An 18,319-nucleotide genomic window follows, 5' to 3' on the forward strand; every position below is an offset into this window, starting at 1 on the left:
GCGTACCCTACCGTCTCCACCAGCGTCCGGGCGCGAAATTGACGATGTGCGAAGTCTCCGCTTGGACACGGCCGTCCTTGACGATGCGACAGATCATGCGGTGCGAACCCTTGAAGGCCGTGCTGGTCCACTTCTCGAAGCTGTCGGAAGGCGGCGTTTCCCACGTCAGTTGCTTGTTTTCGGCCGCTTCGTCTCCATGGTTGTCCACGTGCCAGACGATCTTGTAGGGAGGCGGCACGTTGGTCGACTCGACGGTGAATTTCAGGGCGACGTTCTTCGCCAACACGGACGAGCCGCTTTCATAGCGCTTGTAGGTCTTGCTTCCCTCCGTCCTCGCGAGATCGCATCGGATCTTGACGAAGTAGGCAGTCGGCAGACCGCCGCTCGCGAGGGCTTCGTCCAAGGCGACCTTGGCAACCTCCTTGTCGCCCCAGAAGCCCTGGACGAAGACCCAGTCCCACGCGCTGCGGCCCCCGGTCCGGTCGCAATCCTTCTCGAACAGCGCAGCAAGCTTCCCGACGGCCATGTCCAGTTGGTCCTTGAACCTCTTTACCTGGTTGGCTATTTCGGAGTTGGCCGTGAACTCCGTGCGGTCGGCGGGATTGTAAACCGTCGTGTCGGCGGCGAGGCGGTTTCGGAGCGCAACGAGCGTGTCGTACAGCGCCACGTCGTCGCGGTCGAAACTGGGTCTGTAGCACTCGACGACCAAGGTGGAGACGATCAGGCCGACGGGAAGGCTCCACGACGGGCGCGACCGCGTGAACCACTTCAGGAAGCGCACGATGCGCCGAAGTTGTCCTTCCCCGACCTTGGTCAAGAGGCCGACGGCCGGGCTTTTGGTGCTCACCGCGTTCTGGAATCACTTGTTGATTTCCTGCGGATCGCGCTCCTTCCACTCGGTGCTGGCATGTTCGATTCTCTGGCGACCGAAGTCGTCGGCATAGGTCCGGTACACGGCGAAGTCGATGTGGTAACCTTCGGCGTACCACACGGTGACCGCGTTGGTGCGCGCCGTCGGCTCCTGAGTGAAGTTGGTGCAGCGCTTGCAGAGTGCGTCGGCGACGCGCTGGCGGGCTGCGCGGGGGTCCTCCGGAAGCGCCGAACGCTCGAACAGCAGCGCCACGTCTATGTCGTAGTCGTTGTCGTCCCGCGGATCCTGATTGAGGGTGTGCATCGCGTATCCACCCTGGTTCTGCCAATCGTACGGGTGCGGGCGCTTCGACTCCTCCGCCAGGTTGTCGAGGCCATTCTTCAGCCGGACGATGTTGAGATCCCGGTGGCCGGCGAGCTTCTTTCGGCGATCCGTGCCGAGCCGGACGTGCTTGTCGTAGAAGATCTGGAGATCGGCGCTCAGGTCGAACATGGTCATTTGTATACGGCCACCATGTCTTCGGGCCTGCCTTCCTTCGTGACTTCGACGCTCCACGCATAGGCGGGCTTGGTGTTGGCCGTATAGTTGTAGACGACCACCGGGTTGTGGATCGTCCTGTTGATGCGGCGGCCGAGGGTGAAGCCAAGCCCGACCGGACCCGAGTAGAAGACGTGAACGACGAGATTACTGGGAAGCTCGCCGTGAATCTCGTCGAGAACACTCCGGAACGCCCCGCTGATCTGCTCGACTTGGCCGTAGTGCGTGACCTTGTCGATGCCCGGCTTGCCGATCGAAATGGAATAATCGCGGTAGGGGCCGGCGACGACCTCGGCGACGTCGTCCGACCGCACGGCGTAGCTCACCTCCACGCGGATCACGCAGGCGATGGGATGAGGAGGATCGATCGTTCGTGCCGTCTTCACGGCGAGGTCAGGACCGGCTCCCGCCTGTAGTTCGCGCCAGGTGCTCGTTTCACGGTGAAGGTCGAAAAGAGCGACCTGCGGAAAGGACGACACGCCGCATCCCGCCAGCAACTGGAGAGGAATATGCACGATCCCGTAGTAACCGAGGGCCGCCGAGGAATCGGCCTTCAGGATGCCGGCGATCTCGGTGATCATCCGCTGCTGCTGCCTGACCGCACCGATCGGGTCGAACGCGCCAAGGCTGAGAAAGTTGGACTGGTCGCAGTCGTACGTGACGATCTTCCGTCCGCACATCTTGCGCGGCAACGCTTCCGGAGGAAGCGGCCCGGTGAGCGGCTGGAAGGATTGATGACGGATGGCGACGAATTGCCCGGTGGGCTTTCGGGACGATGTCAGATGCCCGACGAGAAAGACCACGACCGCGAGGACGATGCAGACCGCGCCCGCCCACCAGGGAGCGTCAAGCGACGGCCCCAGGCCGTAGGACTTGTTCAGATAGGCGAGCCCCGCATCTTTCCATCCGGGGGACAGGAGCGCGACGCCGACGGCGACCAGCGGCAGGGCGATCTTGCCGTGCAGCGGCATCCCTTCCTCGCCCCCGAACAAACCCTTCAGGTGGGTCCCACATGGCTTTCATGGGATATGCATGTAATGGAGGCCGGCGGAATCAACCAGAGTGATGACCGGATAATCAGCGCAACTTCAACAAGATGTTGCTGTCCGAGCATCAACCCCTCAGGGCGACCCCGGGCCACCCCGGCGACGCTGTGGCCGCCGAACCCGAACCGATGTTCGTGGGCGCACTGGCAGCTGCGGGAGCGCCGAACAGCCCGGAGGGGGTGGACTGCCAACTCCAGAGCGTCTAGGTTCGCGATCAGCTCTTCCGCTTGACCGCCTTCTTCGCTGGCTTGCTCTTCGCCGGCGCGCAGCACGCCGCAGCATCGGCGGCGACGAGCTTGCAGAGCTCCGGATGGCCATCGCAGCAGTCGTTGACCAGGAAGGCGATCACGGAACGCATACCCTCGACGTCGGACCTGTAGATGATGGTGCGGCCGTCGCGCGACGAACGGAGGAGGCCGGCCCCCGCACCAGGATGGCAAGGTGGATCGGGCCCGCCCAGGTCGCCGCCCGCGTCATGGAGGCCAGCCCGCTTCCACCCGCTCGTCTCAACCCGGCTCGCCTGCATCACGCACCCTATCGGTGCCTGTGTCATCGGACTGTTCGGCGGCGGCGCCGCAGCGGCCTTCGCCCTGCTGCACGGCGCCGGCAACGGCATCCTCACGATCGCGCGCGGAACGCTGCCGTTGGCCATCTTCGGGCCTGAGAACTATGCCTATCGGCTTGGGCTCATCGGAGCGCCTTCGCGCATCGCTCAGGCGCTGGCCCCGCTGGGGTTCGGACTGTTGATCGAGCCCCTCGGCCGAGGCGTAGTCATGGTATCGGCCGGTCTCAGTCTTTCCGCCCTGGTCGCGTTGATGCTGCTGGCGGTCGGCGTAACGCGGAGAACGTGGTCGCTGCGGCGGAGTAAACATCTGCAGTTGCCGCTCTGGTCACCAGAGGTGTTCTCAAAGCTCCTCGAAGAACGGGTGCCGACCTCTCCCTCGACCGGCAAGGCTCTCATCATCCGGACGCGCTGCCGAGAGCGATGGTCAACAGCGTGACCACCTGGGAGCGCGCCGGACAAGGCGACCGTTGGCCGGTGAGTGCTTTGTCTGGGAGGTGCCCGGCGGGCCGTTTTCGCCGACGAGAACGGCCGGGTCATGGCGGTCCCCATCAACATGCCAGGGAGGTCGACCCCGGGGCCATGGTTAATGGAACCTAACGTTGGAACGCTAGTCTGGTCCTGAAAGCCAAAATAAGCCGACCCGCGATCGCGCTGTGTTATGGTTTTTTGCGGGAACCCAAAATATACTGCACCAAACGATCTCTTGTTTTGGGTTCCCATGAAGCGTAGCGATCTCAGTCATACGATCCGCGAGACCCTGAAGCGGCTTCCGCCGCCCTACGACTCACACTACGGGATCGTCCCGCCGGCACCCCCGGAGGAGGGCGTGTTCGTCGGCGGGGCGGTGAAACCCTTGGAAGCCGCGCAAGCGGCCTTTGGCAAGGTGGACGCCATCGCCGCCCAGATGAAGGACGCCTACATCGTCAGCCGGGTCCTTACCAGACGCGAGGCAGTCAGTTCCTCGTCGATCGAAGGTACCCAGAGCACTCTCGACGAACTGCTTTCCGTCGAAGAGACGGGGGACGACGGAGCACGGGACGAAGCGCGCCAAGTCCGCAACTACGCCGTTGCCTTGGACGGATTCATCCCGAGAGCCGCAAAGGACGGCTACAGCGTCTTCACCATGGACCTGATCAAGGATCTCCATCGCGCCGTGATGAAAGACGATCCCGACTATCAGGACGTGCCCGGCGACCTGCGTACGCGCGTCGTATGGATCGGTGGAAACAAAGACATCGCATATTCCAGCCTGAATCCTCCGCCTCCTGATGCCGTTCCCGACTGCCTCGCCCAAACCGTCGACTACCTGCGGAACGAGGGCATGCAGCAGATGACGCAAGGGTTCATCACGCGCATGGCGATCGCGCACACCCATTTCGAGGCGGTACACCCGTTCCGCGATGGTAACGGACGCGTCGGCCGCCTTCTGCTTCCGCTCATGATGGCGGCGGAGAAGCACGTGCCTCTGTACCTTTCCCCTTACATCGAAAGCAAGAAGGGCACGTACTACGCGTCGCTCAAAGACGCTCAACAGCGGCTCGACTGGGAGCCGATCATCACTTTCATGGCCGACGCCGTAACCGGCACCGTCGAAGAACTCATCCGCACTCGGACGGCACTGTCGGAATTGTCAGAGCGCTGGAGGGAGCGCCGAAAATTCCGAAAGGGCTCCGCGGCCATCCGCGCCCTCGATCAACTTCACAACTATCCGGTCGTGACGGCGAAGCGCCTCGGCCAACTGCTCGATGTGTCGCCTGCGCAAGTAAATCAGGCCATCGCGCAATTGCAGGAAGCCGGCATTCTGCTAGAGAGGACCGGCTATGCGCGAAACCGGATCTACGCCTCTCCCGAAGCTCTCGCTATCATCAACCGTCCCTTCGGCGAAGAGCCCATCATCGCCGATGCCGATACCACTGCTCTGTGCCGGTGAACTGGTGCAGGTCTGCAAGTTTGATGTCATCCATATTTGCCTCTCATGGTTTTTGGGTTGCACATGCAACCGACTAGCCACGCGGCAATGAGCGGGGGTTAGCCGTCATAGGCCGGAAGCGGAGGCTGGCGCGGGCTGGAGCGCAGCGACGACACGGGCCGACGCTTTCCGCCCGTAAGGGCTTGACCTTGACGGCAGGGGCGGCACGCCCCTCGAAGATCAGAAGGAATAAGGCACCCGCAGGAGCGTCAGCATAGCGCCGCCGAAGGCGGGACGCGGGACCGAGTGCGGCCGCGAGACCGGTTAAGAAGGAACCCGGACCGAGGGCAGTGATAGCGACGCCGGTACGGCGGGACCGAGGCCGAGTGCCTCCGGCGAGCGGCTCAAAAGCCCCTGACCTTGCCCCCAAGTTTTATCCAATCTTGAGTTCGCCCTGGCAGTTGGATTTGCCCAGTTGGGCGGTGGTAGCGACGGGAGCTGGCGCGGAGCTTTCGGCATAGCGCAGCGCCAGATCCCGGCGCGGGTGGCAGGTGAAGGCGAACTCGGAGGGCGTCTTCCATCCGAGCTGCGAGTGTGGCCGTGCATCGTTGTAATCGGCCCGCCAGCATCCGAGTGCGACGCGAGCCTGGGCCAGTGACGTGAACAGCGTCTCGTTCAGCAATTCATCCCGCAGCCGGCCGTTGAAGCTCTCGACGAAGGCATTCTGCATGGGCTTGCCTGGCGCAATGTAGTGCCATGCGACGTGGCTCTGATCCGCCCATTTCAGGAGGGCGTTGCTGGTCAGCTCGCTGCCGTTGTCGCTGACCACCATTTTCGGCTTGCCGCGCTCGAACATCAGCCGGTCCAGTTCCCGCGCCACGCGGATGCCGGAGAGCGAGGTATCGGCGACCAGCGCCAAGCACTCGCGGGTGCAGTCATCGACCACGGTGAGGACGCGGAAGCGGCGGCCGCAGGTCAGCTGATCCGACACGAAGTCGAGCGACCAGCGGTCGTTCGGCGCCATCGGCACCGTCGTTGGCGCCCTGGTCCCGATAGCGCGCTTGCGGCCGCCACGGCGGCGCACTGCAAGCTTCTCTTCCCGGTATAGCCGGAACAGCTTCTTGTGGTTTACCCTGTAGCCTCCCGCTTGAGCAGCACATGCACCCGCCGATAGCCGAAGCGGCGGCGCTCGTGAGCGATCGCCTTCATACGCTGGCGAAGGCCGCCATCGTCCGTCCGGATCGTCTTGTATCTCATAGTCATGCGGCAGCCGCCGATGGTTTTACACGCCGTTCGCTCATCCCGTGCGCATCCATGAGATGGGCGACAGCTTTCCGCTTCCCCGCGGGCGTCACCATTTCTTTCCCAGCAAGTCCTTCAGCGCGACATTGTCGAGCATGGCATCCGCCAGCAACCGCTTGAGCCGCGAGTTCTCATCCTCCAGTGCCTTCAGCCGCTTGGCCTCCGACACCTCCATACCGCCGAACCTCGCCTTCCATTTGTAGATGCTGACGTCGCTGACGCCGTGCTTGCGGCACAGGTCGGCAACCGAAACGCCGGCCTCCTGCTCCTTCAAAATCCCGATGATCTGCTCTTCCGAAAAGCGGCTGCGCTTCATGCTCTGGTCCTTGTCGTGGGCCAGAACGAACTTCAAACTGGATTAAGCCCATGGGGCAAGGTCATTCAGTTTAGCTGCCGTCCCCTCCTTTTGACGCTCCCCGAGCGCATCCGAGAGCATTTCATATAGCTCGTCGAACGCAGGGCTTTCGGGCACGAGATCGCCAAGACCGGTGAGCGCTCGCGCTATAGGTTCAAACGGGAAAGTCCCCAGTCCGTGAGACTGATCGGACGGAAGTAAACTCTTGCCATATTTGATCGAGCTTGGCGGGGTCGTCCCCAGCACTGATCGTGGCGACGTGTGTCATTAACAAAAGAGCGTGCGCGTGAAGTGAGTTGTTTGGACGGACCGTGTCATCCTTTGCCGCCTCGAGAGCCTTCGTCAGAGCCGCGCGGCGGCGTTCGATGGCGGCAAGTTCGGGTTGTAGCATTTCTTGATGGAGTGCATTGACCAGCAGCGGCAGAAGATTGCTCAGCCTTTCAAGATCATCGGCGTCTTGAGAACCAATAGCCAGCTTTTCGACCTGATCGTAAAGGTCGCTGACTTTGAGGGCATCCTCGAGCCAAAAGAACGAGGTCCAAGCCCACTCATAAACCGCCGCGAGATGCTGGTTCGTAGACCCATGCTCGCGGGCCAGCCGTACAGCTCGATCAAAACGCCCATCGACCTCGTAGCGTGGCTTTTCAATTCCCCGTGCGAGCGTCGCTGCGCGTAGTGCATCGTCTGCGATAACGGGAGCGCGCCCTTGATACGCCGTGCTGTCGGCAAGCATCTTTTCCAGCGCATCGAGTTCCGTTTGTCGCTTGAGATCGCGCGGGCAAGAACGGTTGCGTCAAATTGAGTCCCGACACCGAGACATTCTTGCGCAATGTCCAAGCCTCCTCGGTCAAGAACGCACTCGAGAATCCATGTTCGGTCCAAAATCGTGACTGGTACGCCTAAGTCCTTTTCGAGGTTGTCCTGAACCTCGGCGCTTTTGTTTGCTGGGACATACTGGTTCGTAATGAAATAGATGCGAGGGTAACCACGACCGGTTCCTACGATGCCCTTTACGTCGGACTGGACTTTACCTCGCCAATCCGCCTTTGCGCTAAACGCGAAGGCCCATCGCTCCGTGGCGGCAGCCGCTTGATCGGCCACGAACCAGCGCTCCGCGATTTCCTGGGCAACGGGATAGGTTTCGGAATCCGTCTTCCCGTCGCCGTCGCCGGTCGGCCCCGTTTGCGGACGAAGGTTCGGGGCAACAAACCGTTCCGCAAGGCGTTTTGCGAATCCTTCGAAGACCGTTTCCGCCTTCTGCTTGGTCAGGGTTTCGAGGTGGTGAGAAAGAACTTCGCGGGTGAGCGCGATTTCGGTCGTCTTTTTAGTGTCCGAGAATAGGTGGGGCGCCGCTGCCGCATGTATTGCGATGGCGTAGGCTGACGTCCGGTGTTGTCGGGCTCTGGCGTGTGGTCGTGCATATCCCATATTTAGGGTAGTATGGGGACGCGCGGAAGCCTTCGCTCGTCATACAGGGTTCGCCCACGCGACCGACGCTCTAACGACGGAGCGATGGCGCGGCGGTCGGGGAGCAAAAGGCTGCCCTGAGGAGCGTTGGACGGGGTCCTACGGCGGGGCCGTGGAGCGGGAAGCTCCAAGGCAGACATGTAATTGATCGGTGATACGGTCTTTGACGCGACCGTTCGGCTCGATGCCAGAGCAAAGCTCTTGTGGCCCTAATGCGTATTACGGACGTGGCGCGCTGTCTTAACCACGGTTGCAGGGAGCGGGTTTTGGAAGCTGTGGCGTGACCACATTTCACCGCGATACACGACCCCTTGGGAGGGAGGTGATACGTGTATGACCGCCCCTTGCCTTACCAAAGTCGAATCCCGAAAACGCCCCGGCCACAGGGTGTTTAACGTCTTTCCCAAGGTAAAACTCAGAAATTCATTCATCATCATGGCGGAGTGGTATAAGATTCGTGGCAACGAAAGGCTACCCCTTGTCTAACGCAAAGCAAATACTCGCAATGATCCGCAGCCGCGCCGAAGGCAACGAGGACGCGTTCTATTCGATTGCGTTGCAGGTCGCCGCGGCGGAAGCGCGTCAGGGACATAGGCAGATTGCGGATGAGCTGCGCGCCGAAATCGACAAGGCACGTGCACGCCATGGGCGCGGCCAGTCGGTAGCTATTCCGTTTTCGACGCCGCGAGGCAGTCTCGAAGGACTCCTTGAAAATCGTGTGCCGCGCTTCAACCTGAAAGACGTCGTCCTGAATGAGCGTTTGGTCGCCCGCATCGATGATGTGTTGCGGCAGCAATGCAAGCGCGATTGGCTGCGCGAGCACGGCAAGACACCGAACCGTCGCTTGTTGTTCGTCGGCCCGCCTGGTTCTGGCAAGACCATGTCAGCCGAAGCGCTGGCGGGAGAACTTCACCTGCCACTGTATGTCATCCGTCTCGACTCAATGATTACCCGTTACATGGGCGAGACGGCATCAAAGCTGCGCCTCATCTTCGACGAAACGGCGAAGCGCCGCGCCGTTTATCTGTTCGATGAGTTCGATGCTGTCGGCGGTCACAGAACAGCCAGCAACGATGTGGCAGAGATGCGCCGCGTCTTGAACTCCTTCCTCCAATTTATGGAAGAGGGTAATTCGACGGACAGCGTTATCATTTGTTCTACCAATCATCCTAAGCTGCTCGACCGCGCTTTGCTGCGCCGGTACGATCAGGTGCTTGAGTTCGATGCACCGACAGCAGAACAAATCCGCAAGCTGATCTGTGCCAATCTCGGCAAGATGAAAATTGAAAAGCCGAACTGGAAAGCAATCGTTCAGGCGGCGAAAGACCTCAGCCAGTCCGAGATCGTCCGCGCCACTGACGACGCGGTGAAGACCGCTATTTTGGACGAACGCATCGAATTGACGACGAATGATATTCTCGACCGCCTGCGTGAGCGTCACATCATGCGCAGCGCGTTCATGGAGTCGAAAGGCGCATGATAAATGGCGTCGCGGTTCACGCTTCCACACATTGAAATCACGCGTTTCAAATCGCAGCAGGACTACTCCGGCGTAGGCGGTGGCGGCAGTTCTGCCGTGCGCATCCGCGAGGAGCATGGCCGCCGTCTGCAAGGAGAACTCGACGCTGCACTGAAGCTCGCTGAAGAGCTGCGCCCGAAAGATGACCGGCTGCCGGCGCCGACAACCTCCATTATCGAAGTCGAATTGAGGCGTGGCACCGATCCGGAAACGCTAGATCGCAAGAAGGCCGATATTCGTTCGAGTGCGGCCAAGGCCAATGACCGCGATGACCGGACGATTGCCGTGTTTGTGCCGGACGGGTCCAAGGAAGTTCTCGCCAAAATTCTCGACGACTATCTGAACGGTCCGCTGACCGAAGAAGGAAAAAACCCGCCCAACAAGGGGATGGTGGAAGCGATTGAGGCGTTCCGGGCCGCGCGGCTTGAGACTGTGTGGACCGACGACCCGGCAGCGCTGCCGACGGACCCACAGCACCAGATGTGGTGGGCGCTGTGGTGCTGGCCGGAGTCGGAGACGAAGGTCGAGGAAGCGTGTGAGCGCCTGAAAGTCCGTGCGGCAAACAAGGACCGGCGGCTGTACTTCCCGGACGTGACGGTCGTCCCGGTGCTGGCACCGCGTGCAGCTATTGAGCTTATGCTTTTCCTGACCGGCGCGATTGCTGAACTTCGGCGCGCTACGGACAACCCGACATTCTTCCTCGATGAAGTCCGGGGCGAACAACACCCCTGGTCCGACGACCTGGCTGGACGCATTCAATGGCCCGGGAATGATGCTCCGGCCGTTTGCGTGTTCGACACAGGCGTCAATCGCGGCCACGCGCTGATTGAACCGGCACTGGCTGTTGCCGACCTGCACACGCTCGATGCCGTTTGGGGCGTGGATGACCAGCATGAGGACGGTCACGGCACATCGATGGCGGGTATGGCTCTACATGGCGATCTCACCGCCGCATTGGGCGATGCATCAGAACGTCAACTCAAGCACCGCGTGGAATCCGTCAAGTTGTTGCCGTCCGATGGTTTCGGTGAAAACGATCCGGCCAGTTACGGCGTCCTGACGCAAGCTGCCGTCGCTTTGCCTGAGATTGCCGCGCCAGCCCGTCCGCGTGTGTTCTGCATGGCGGTTACAAATGCAGATGTCTCGGGTGCAACGCCGTCGAGCTGGAGCGCGGCCATCGATCAGGCGGCCTCCGGATCAATGATTGGCGACGAAGAAGATGCGCCCAAGCGCCTGATCGTGGTCGCTGCCGGGAATATCAGCGCCGAAATCGATCCCACGAAAATCCAGCCGCAGAATACTTACCCGATTGAAGACCCGGCGCAGGCATGGAATGCCCTGACCATCGGAGGATACACCGACCTCGTTGACGTTCGGGACAAGGGATATGAGGACTGGTCGCCGATGGCGGCGGCAGGCGATCTTAGTCCGCACAGTCGGACGAGTGAGACCTGGCCGCAGGGCAAGGCACCGTTCAAGCCCGAGGTGGTGATGGAAGCCGGTAACCGCGCTTTCAGTCCGAAGCGGACAGAAGCGCTGACTTTCGGGTCGCTGTCTCTGCTCTCGACCGGTAGCGATACGGCGCGTGCACCGCTGGTTCCGTTCCAAGCAACAAGCGCCGCGTCGGCGCAAGGTGCGCGGCTGGCGGCAATGCTCGCTGCTGACCACCCGGAGTACTGGCCAGAGACCCTGCGCGGCCTGATCGTCCACAGCGCCGAGTGGACGCAGCCGATGTTGGATGCATTCGACGGGAGCGACGGCAAGAAGGAAAACTACGGTCTCGTACGACGGTTCGGTTACGGCGTCCCGGACTACGACCGGGCGACTGCATCCGCGAACAACCACTTGGCCTTGATCGCACAGGCGGACATTCAACCTTTCAAGCTGGACGGGCAGCGCAAGTTCAACGAATGCCATTATTATACGTTGCCGATCCCGGCGGACCTTCTGGAGCGGCTGGAGAATGAGCCCGTCGAATTGAAGATCACGCTATCGTATTTCGTGGAACCAAATCCGGGACTGTCGGCCAACGTCGTACCGCAACGTTACCAGTCGCACGGCCTGCGCTTTGATCTGCGCCGCAAAGGTGAATCGCTCGACACATTCAAGAAGCGTGTAAACGCGGCAGAACGCGAGGATCCCAAAAAAGGCCCGCGCGTCGAGGCGGACGACAATCGCTGGCTGCTTGGACCTGACAGTATTTCGGCGGGATCGATCCATTGTGACGTGTGGTCAGGACCGGCCATCGAACTGCTCGGGCGAGATACCCTGTGCATCAAGCCGGTCAACGGCTGGTGGCGCGACCGGGCTGGGAAAGAATACGTCAACAAGCAAAGCCGGTACGCGCTTATCGTCACGCTGAAAGCGGCGAACGTCGATGTCGACCTTTACACGCCGATCAAGGCCATCGTGGATATCCCCGCCGCAGAAGTCGAGACACCGATTTAAGTGCCGCCGATCAAACGGGCGTAGAGTTTGTCCATGGTCGGTGCAGGTGGAGCGGGAAAGATCCGGGGCCTGCTCGCGGGTGCTAAGGGCGACGACACGTCCTTTAGTCGATGGGTGCAGGGAGAGCGAAATCTCCCGCGCGTGCTTCACCGGCAAGACGGTGACTATGGGGTCTCGGGGAGCTTGGAGGCTCCACCGAGTAGCGCTGGACCGGCTAAACGGTCCTCCATGGTTCGGTGCCGGTGGAGCGGGAAGGCTCCAGGTCTGGCGAGTGGTTGACCGGCGATACGGTCTGATTACGTGGTAATCTTCCTTCGGTGCATGGTTTATAAAGGTCCGCGATAACTCGCGATAGCTAGGGGTATCGAACCTCCGCAGTAGCGCGTGTGATTGCTCACGAGAAACTGCAGGGCCTAGAACTTCATATGAGCGTTCCGAGGGCACTTCTTGATTCACCATTAAACGGTGTATCGTGCCATCCAAGGCCGGAAAGCGAAGCCAGAACGTCGCTGGCCCATTGCGGTACCCACCCACGCACGGTTCATGTGCACATACTCATGAGCAATCATGTATTCCTTTCCTGGAATACGATAAAAGAAATGATGTAGCGACAATACCGTACACGAGCTTTGATTTTCCCCGTCGATCAACAGCATCGACATGTAATCTCCAGCGACCTCCGCCTGTAATTTTTCGATCATCTCCGGACGAGAATCGTCGCCGTGTCCTCCGTAAAAGAACTTTGCCAGCGCACCTCCCGTGCGATCTCGGATATCGCTCGCCGCATGGGTCATCATAATTTCGCGACAAGCAGGAACACCAAGCATCATCTCTTCGAAGCGCTGAAAATATACTCGTTCTGCCGCTGGTCACTTTGAAGCAAACGCTTTTGCCCGTGTTGGAACCATCTTATTAGCGCCTGTTTGATTCGATCCATTTGTGTCGGGTCTTCGCGCGTTATCACTCTCGCGATCTTACCCTCCGTTCGGTTGGTGCTCGCTTTGTAAACCGGTCGCAAACTTCTCAACAATTCTTGTCCTTCAGATGTCCGATAAAGACCTAATGAAGGGACGTCTCGACGTCGCGCCATCAACAATCCGCCTTGTCTAGTTGCGGTACGGAATTCGTACCTTTCGCAGGGTACGTCTTTCGTACCCAAGCCTATCGACATTAGGTGAGTAAGCAGTTGAAGCTCTCGCTCGAACACGCGGAGCTTATCGCGCAAGGCAAGAAACTTTGCATCGAGCTGCTCCATCTCAATATCGCTCGCACAGGCTTCTTCATGAGGTAGTTCACATGACCCTAGCCGACGCTCTCGCAATCGTGGAATGCCATCGCCGCGCAAAGGACGCGCAAATCGGACTGGCAGAAGTGTGCAACGGAACCGGTCTCTCAGGTTGTGACATTCTACTTGCAAAACAAGTTACGCCCGCTACTCGATTGATTTGCAAAACCCTTTGTCGATCGAAGGTCAGCTTCGCAATTGCCGAGAGTATGCGCGATGAGCGCCACGGCCCAGAAGCGATCGCGACCATTCGTGGCTTGATCGAAAAGATCGTGCTGGTGCCAGATGAGAAAGGCGAAGGCCTGCTTATCGACCTGTAGGGCGATCTCGCAGGGATCGTCAAAATAGCTTCGGGCAAAAAACAAATTCGAAAGAGGAAGAACAGTCGCTCAAACACATTCGGCTGATTGCCGGCTTGTCTTCGAGGGACCAACAATCGTCTGTCGAGCCCTTGCAGGGCAAGATGGTTGCGGGAGATCGCAACAATCGATACCTGCATGTCATAACATCATCAACCCAAAGCAGAGCAGGAGCGGCCAAAAAAGTCCCTCTTCCCATAATGCAGGACAAAATGGTGGGCCCGGCAGGACTCGAACCTGCAACCAGACCGTTATGAGCGGCCGGCTCTAACCATTGAGCTACAGGCCCCGCTGTGGCCGACCGCTGAACGACGACTGACGAGGGTGTGTGAATCGTCTACAGGCTTGTCGGCATCTCAGCAATACCAAATGGGTCGAGGCCGCCTAACTTGTAACCACCGAATAGAACAAGCCCACCTATAGCGCGACAATCAGGATGAGAGCGCGCATTGCGTCAGCGTAGAAGCTCCCGAATGATAGGCCGTTGCCTCATGTAAGTTGCTCCCCGACCAAACGGGCGGGCGGGGGCGACGATGAGGCGGCTGAGCATGGCGACTAGGAAGGAACTGACGGCAGCTGTGGGCGAACGCTACCGATCGGGCGATCGCGTGGAGAAGGCGCGGATATTGGATGAGTTCGTCAATATCACTGGATATCATCGCAAGCATGCGATGCGGCTGCTGCGGGGCCATGATGGGTCGCGAATAGGTCGTCGGGCCCGGCGCCGGATTTACGGTGAAGCCGAACGCAATGTGCTCGCACTCCTCTGGGAAGCGTCGGACCGGGTTTGCGGCAAGCGGTTGAAAGCCTTGATGCCGATGCTGATCGAGGCGATGGAGCGGCACAGCCATCTTGACCTTGCTCCCGAGATCCGCGGCAAGCTGCTTTCGATGCGCGCGGCGACGATCGACCGGGTGTTGGGCCGGATTCGGGAAGGGCTTGGTCGCCAGCGCCGGCGACCGGCCGCGCACGCCCTGCGACGCAGCATTCCGATCCGGACTTCAGCGGATTGGAATGATCCGGCACCGGGATTCGTGGAGGCGGACCTTGTCGCCCACAGCGGCCCACCGGCGCGCGGCAGTTTCGTGCAGACCCTAGTCCTCACTGACGTCGCGACGGGCTGGACGGAATGCGCGCCGCTGATCGTGCGCGAGCAGACGCTGCTGAGCACCGTGCTGACGGAATTGCGTAAGCAATTGCCCTTCGCGCTTCTTGGCTTGGACACGGACAATGACACCGTTCTCATGAACGAAACGCTGAAGACGTACTGCGACACGGCCAATATCGTTTTCACGCGCTGCCGGCCGTACCGCAAAAACGATCAGGCGTTCGTCGAGCAAAAGAACGGCGCTGTCGTGCGCAGGATGGTCGGCTACCGGCGGTTCGAGGGTTTGGAGGCGGCGACGCTGCTGGCGCAGCTCTACCGCTCAGCGCGCCTGTTCGTGAACTTCTTCCAACCGTCGTTCAAGCTGATCGCCAAGCAGCGCGACGGCGCCCGTGTGCACAAGACCTACAGCGCGCCTGCGACGCCGCATCAACGGCTAGCCGCCGACGCGCGCACGTCCGATGAAGTTCGCGCCCGTTTACAAGAGACTTTCGTCAGCCTCGACCCCGTCGCCTTGTTGCGCGATATCCGAGTGACGCAGGAGCGGTTGGCGGCGCTTACCGACGCCGAGCCTGTCGCGAATCCCGGCGCGATCGCGCAGCCGATCGACCTTTTCCTGGCGAGCTTGAGAACCGCCTGGAAGGAGGGCGGCGCCCGGCCGACAGATCGGCCGATCGTCAAAGCAAAAAGAGGCCGTCGCCGTCCCGACCCGCTCATTCGAGTGACGCCGGATTTGCGCAAATGGTTTGAAGCCGAGCCGTGGCGGACCAGCAGCGAACTCCTGGCGCGATTGCAGGCAGAATACCCTGGAGTCTATCCCCAAAAACTTCTGCGCACGCTACAGCGTCGCCTAAAGACCTGGCGCAGCGAACAGGCCAACGCCCTGCTGTTCGGCCCCTCCCAAGTGCCGCCGCTCGCCCTCGACGTCGTAGCGCCTCAATAACGCCGGGCTCGCGCAGGAAAAGCCGGGCGCTGCGAACCGCGACCATCTTCGCATCCGGTGCGGCCGAGTGCCTGATCCGTGCTCGGCGTCAAGGCCAAGCCCGCTACGCGGGTCGCTTCGCGAGCCTTGACCCCTGCGCGCGGATCAGGCCGCGGACGACCATGAGCTTTGCTGGCACGCCCGGCCTTGAGGCCGGCCTCTGTCAGCAAAGCTCATGGCGAACAGCCACCACAATGGGGTTACTCCAGCACATCTTAGGCCCACTTCGGCAATCATTGAGACGCCTGGCCGCCTCCGCTTCAAGCCAGGAGCAAAAAAGATGAGGCAGCGGACGAGCCAGCGGGAGCACTTTTACTTGCGGCAATACGGAGTCTCACCCTGATCGCCGCCGCGCACCCACCAATGCAGGGAAGTTCTGCCGGTATCCTGTCACCGTAGAAAAGCGCTCAAGATGCGGGCATTTGAGAGTAGCTTGCCTTGGGGTGCAGACAGCACTTGGAAAGAAGTCGAGCCCGTCTCGCTTGTCCCTTTGCGGACCGCGGCTACGTCGGATGACACCGTGCGGGTCGCTGCTGAACATTTCGAGAGATCGCTAATGCCGCAACGCTCTGCTCTTGAATAGCCGCGGCGATAGCTGACGCAATCTCAGACAACGGTTTAATCTCTTACTGATTTGTGTCGTACGTTCACCCGGCTCGTGTCAGCTGAGTGACAACATTTACTTAACGGGCCTATGGCCGACATTGTCGGCACTCTTGGAAAGAGTGTCGGGACCAACCTGTTTGAAGTGGAGAATTTTCATCGCTTAAGCATACCAACGCGAGCAGTGACTGCTTCCGCTCGAAAGTGGGTCTTGGCAGGCCCGGCACGAACTCGACCTGGTCGAGTGAGGCGATCGGGAAGATCTCACTGTGGACCCAGGCTGACCTGCCACTGAGTGTTTCCTCCAGAAGGAGTTAGAGTCCGCCCCGAAAAAGGACGGACAGATGAAGCGAGCACGGTTCACGGAAGAGCAGATTATTACGGTGTTGAAGGAGCTTGAGGCCGGGGCGAAGACGGCCGATCTGGCTCGCAAGCACGGCATCTCCGAAGCGACGATCTACAATTGAAGGCCAAATTCGGCGGCATGGATGTCTCCGAGGCCAAGCGGCTGAGGGCTCTGGCGGAAGAGAACGCGAAGCTGAAGAAGCTTTTGGCCGAGCAGATGCTCGATGCGAGCTGCCCTTCGCGAGCTGCTTTCGAAAAATGTATGGTCCGCCCCGTCCGTGCAAGGGTTCGTAACAGCAAAAATAACGCTTCCAGTTGCATAAATGTATCCGGCCTCTCGCGAGTGGACTGCTGTTGCAGCCAGGCCATGATGAGATCCGCGCACGCCGTTCCCAATAAATGGTTCGGGCACGAAGCCCGCTTTTTGCATAGGGCTTACGGCATGTTGATCCACTGTTTCGTCATCACTGTTCCCGAGCCTTGCAATCGAAGCCAGAAGCGTCAGGCGAAGGCAGGATCTCTGCGTTCGTAGAGTGCTCCGGGCTTGTTCAAGACCACCCACACAATGCGGGCCATCTTGGCGGCTAGAGCGACCACAACGGCCTTGTTCAGATGCATCCGAGCCTGGAGCCCGTCGAGCCAGCTTCCTAGGCGATCGCGCGTCCGGTCCAAATGCCGGAAGCAGGATCGCGCGCCATGCACCAAAAGCTTTCTCAGATAACGGTTGCCGCGTTTGCTAACGCCAAACAACGTCTCTTTTCCGCCGGTCGAGTATTGCCTGGGCACTAACCCCAGCCAGGCAGCAAGGTCGCGGGCCTTGCGAAACTGCAGCCCATCACCGATCGCGGCAAGTACGGCGGTCGCACCCAATGCGCCGATACCAGGAATTGTCATCAGCCGGCGGGTGACGTCCTCTCGATCGGCGACCGCTTCGATCTCCTGTGTCACTTCGCGGATCCGTTCTTCGAGGCGGCGGAGATCGGCGAAGAGAGCGCCCACCAGGCGACGCATCACTGGCCACAAATCGTTTCCTTCGTCATTCAAAGCGCGCGGCAACTCGAGTTTGAATATTCCGGCACCCTGACGCAAAGGTACACCGTACTCGAGGCAGAAAGCCCGCATCTGATTGATCAGGCGTGTCCTCGAGCCGACCATCTGGTCGCGGATTCGATGCAGTGCTTGAAGATCCACTTGGTCCTCCTCCTTCACGGCAACGAAGCGCATTGTCGGTCGCCTAGCGGCCTCAGCGATCGCCTCGGCGTCGATGATATCGTTCTTGTTTGACTTCACGTAGGGCGTCACGAACTGCGCGCGGATCAGGCGCACCTTGTGACCAAGTGCCTGTATCTTCCGGGCGAGCCACTGTGAACCGGCGCAGGATTCCATGCCAACTATGCTTGGTTGTGCGCGCGCAAAGAACTGAAGAAGGGTGTCCCGTCGAAAGCGAACTTTCTGAACAGGTGTGCCGTCGCAGCTCAGGCCAACGACGTGGAATAGGTTCTTGCCAATGTCGATTCCATTGACAGCCGCGGGTCGCGGCAAATTGCGATCGGCCATGATACTCTCCTCTTTTGTCTGCCCTTGCTATGATGAGGGAGGAGGACGGGGCGGACCATCCCAT

Annotated in this window: 12 protein-coding genes, 1 tRNA gene and 3 pseudogenes; 7 read left to right on the forward strand and 9 right to left on the reverse strand. The window is 60.3% G+C overall.

Going from position 1 to position 18,319, the window contains the following annotated elements:
- Window positions 1–7: 7 nt before the first annotated feature.
- From ML401_RS35045 to ML401_RS35060, 4 genes are all read right to left on the reverse strand, one after another.
- Complete coding sequence (locus tag ML401_RS35045; RefSeq protein ID WP_285813082.1) at window positions 8–847, reverse strand: hypothetical protein; 840 nt, start codon at window positions 845–847, stop codon at window positions 8–10.
- A 12-nt stretch (window positions 848–859) separates the two neighbouring features.
- Window positions 860–1,369, reverse strand: a complete 510-nt coding sequence (locus tag ML401_RS35050; RefSeq protein ID WP_285813083.1) for a cyclic GMP-AMP synthase DncV-like nucleotidyltransferase — start codon at window positions 1,367–1,369, stop codon at window positions 860–862.
- A complete protein-coding gene (locus tag ML401_RS35055) occupies window positions 1,366–2,379 on the reverse strand; it encodes an SAVED domain-containing protein (protein ID WP_285813084.1) in 1,014 nt (337 codons plus the stop codon). The genes ML401_RS35050 and ML401_RS35055 overlap by 4 nt, the downstream gene beginning before the upstream one ends.
- A 289-nt stretch (window positions 2,380–2,668) precedes the next feature.
- A complete protein-coding gene (locus ML401_RS35060; protein WP_285813414.1) occupies window positions 2,669–2,812 on the reverse strand; it encodes a hypothetical protein in 144 nt (47 codons plus the stop codon).
- A gap of 87 nt (window positions 2,813–2,899) precedes the next feature.
- Here ML401_RS35060 and ML401_RS35065 point away from each other — a divergent pair.
- Both ML401_RS35065 and ML401_RS35070 read left to right on the forward strand, forming a co-directional pair.
- Window positions 2,900–3,281 (forward strand): annotated as a pseudogene (locus tag ML401_RS35065) (MFS transporter); the annotation flags it as partial.
- Between the two features lie 456 nt (window positions 3,282–3,737).
- On the forward strand, window positions 3,738–4,949 hold the full coding sequence (locus ML401_RS35070; RefSeq protein WP_285813085.1) for a Fic family protein: 1,212 nt from the start codon (window positions 3,738–3,740) through the stop codon (window positions 4,947–4,949).
- Between the two features lie 412 nt (window positions 4,950–5,361).
- Here ML401_RS35070 and ML401_RS35075 read toward each other — a convergent pair.
- A pseudogene (locus tag ML401_RS35075) lies at window positions 5,362–6,546 on the reverse strand (IS3 family transposase).
- Between the two features lie 193 nt (window positions 6,547–6,739).
- Window positions 6,740–7,318 (reverse strand): hypothetical protein, encoded by a 579-nt coding sequence (locus ML401_RS35080; RefSeq protein WP_285813086.1) that lies wholly within the window; start codon window positions 7,316–7,318, stop codon window positions 6,740–6,742.
- Window positions 7,319–8,557: 1,239 nt separating this feature from the next.
- Between ML401_RS35080 and ML401_RS35085 the strand changes: the two genes are divergently transcribed.
- On the forward strand, window positions 8,558–9,532 hold the full coding sequence (locus ML401_RS35085) for an AAA family ATPase (protein ID WP_285813087.1): 975 nt from the start codon (window positions 8,558–8,560) through the stop codon (window positions 9,530–9,532).
- A gap of 3 nt (window positions 9,533–9,535) precedes the next feature.
- On the forward strand, window positions 9,536–12,019 hold the full coding sequence (locus tag ML401_RS35090) for a S8 family peptidase (RefSeq protein ID WP_285813088.1): 2,484 nt from the start codon (window positions 9,536–9,538) through the stop codon (window positions 12,017–12,019).
- Between the two features lie 458 nt (window positions 12,020–12,477).
- On the opposite strand, the gene ML401_RS35095 is transcribed toward ML401_RS35090, so the two are convergent.
- The gene (locus ML401_RS35095) at window positions 12,478–12,849 is read right to left on the reverse strand and encodes a hypothetical protein (protein WP_285813089.1); all 372 of its coding nucleotides are present in this window, start codon (window positions 12,847–12,849) and stop codon (window positions 12,478–12,480) included.
- 466 nt (window positions 12,850–13,315) lie between these two features.
- On the opposite strand from ML401_RS35095, the gene ML401_RS35100 reads away from it, so the two are divergent.
- Window positions 13,316–13,624, forward strand: a complete 309-nt coding sequence (locus ML401_RS35100; protein WP_285813090.1) for a hypothetical protein — start codon at window positions 13,316–13,318, stop codon at window positions 13,622–13,624.
- 252 nt (window positions 13,625–13,876) lie between these two features.
- Here the strand turns inward: ML401_RS35100 and ML401_RS35105 are convergent.
- Window positions 13,877–13,952 (reverse strand) — tRNA-Ile (locus tag ML401_RS35105).
- A 244-nt stretch (window positions 13,953–14,196) separates the two neighbouring features.
- On the opposite strand from ML401_RS35105, the gene ML401_RS35110 reads away from it, so the two are divergent.
- Together ML401_RS35110 and ML401_RS35115 are read left to right on the forward strand one after the other, a co-directional pair.
- A complete protein-coding gene (locus ML401_RS35110; RefSeq protein ID WP_285813091.1) occupies window positions 14,197–15,711 on the forward strand; it encodes an ISNCY family transposase in 1,515 nt (504 codons plus the stop codon).
- Window positions 15,712–16,697: 986 nt separating this feature from the next.
- Window positions 16,698–16,961, forward strand: a pseudogene (locus tag ML401_RS35115) (transposase); the annotation flags it as partial.
- A 238-nt stretch (window positions 16,962–17,199) separates the two neighbouring features.
- Here the strand turns inward: ML401_RS35115 and ML401_RS35120 are convergent.
- Window positions 17,200–18,255 carry an IS110 family transposase gene (locus ML401_RS35120; protein ID WP_285813092.1) on the reverse strand — a complete coding sequence of 352 codons (1,056 nt, stop codon included), beginning with the start codon at window positions 18,253–18,255 and terminating at the stop codon, window positions 17,200–17,202.
- Window positions 18,256–18,319: the final 64 nt, after the last annotated feature.

This window comes from Bradyrhizobium sp. 62B (genome assembly GCF_030272265.2).
GTDB lineage: Bacteria > Pseudomonadota > Alphaproteobacteria > Rhizobiales > Xanthobacteraceae > Bradyrhizobium.

What these genes read in the sequence shown, in the direction of transcription:
- ML401_RS35090 (WP_285813088.1), top strand. Translation starts at nt 9,536, where the DNA reads ATGGCGTCGCGGTTCACGCTTCCACACATTGAAATCACGCGTTTCAAA.
- ML401_RS35085 (WP_285813087.1), top strand. Translation starts at nt 8,558, where the DNA reads ATGATCCGCAGCCGCGCCGAAGGCAACGAGGACGCGTTCTATTCGATT.
- ML401_RS35050 (WP_285813083.1), bottom strand. Translation starts at nt 1,369, where the DNA reads ATGACCATGTTCGACCTGAGCGCCGATCTCCAGATCTTCTACGACAAG.
- ML401_RS35055 (WP_285813084.1), bottom strand. Translation starts at nt 2,379, where the DNA reads ATGCCGCTGCACGGCAAGATCGCCCTGCCGCTGGTCGCCGTCGGCGTC.
- ML401_RS35110 (WP_285813091.1), top strand. Translation starts at nt 14,197, where the DNA reads ATGAGGCGGCTGAGCATGGCGACTAGGAAGGAACTGACGGCAGCTGTG.
- ML401_RS35070 (WP_285813085.1), top strand. Translation starts at nt 3,738, where the DNA reads ATGAAGCGTAGCGATCTCAGTCATACGATCCGCGAGACCCTGAAGCGG.
- ML401_RS35060 (WP_285813414.1), bottom strand. Translation starts at nt 2,812, where the DNA reads ATGCGTTCCGTGATCGCCTTCCTGGTCAACGACTGCTGCGATGGCCAT.
- ML401_RS35100 (WP_285813090.1), top strand. Translation starts at nt 13,316, where the DNA reads ATGACCCTAGCCGACGCTCTCGCAATCGTGGAATGCCATCGCCGCGCA.
- ML401_RS35095 (WP_285813089.1), bottom strand. Translation starts at nt 12,849, where the DNA reads ATGATGCTTGGTGTTCCTGCTTGTCGCGAAATTATGATGACCCATGCG.
- ML401_RS35080 (WP_285813086.1), bottom strand. Translation starts at nt 7,318, where the DNA reads ATGCTTGCCGACAGCACGGCGTATCAAGGGCGCGCTCCCGTTATCGCA.
- ML401_RS35120 (WP_285813092.1), bottom strand. Translation starts at nt 18,255, where the DNA reads ATGGCCGATCGCAATTTGCCGCGACCCGCGGCTGTCAATGGAATCGAC.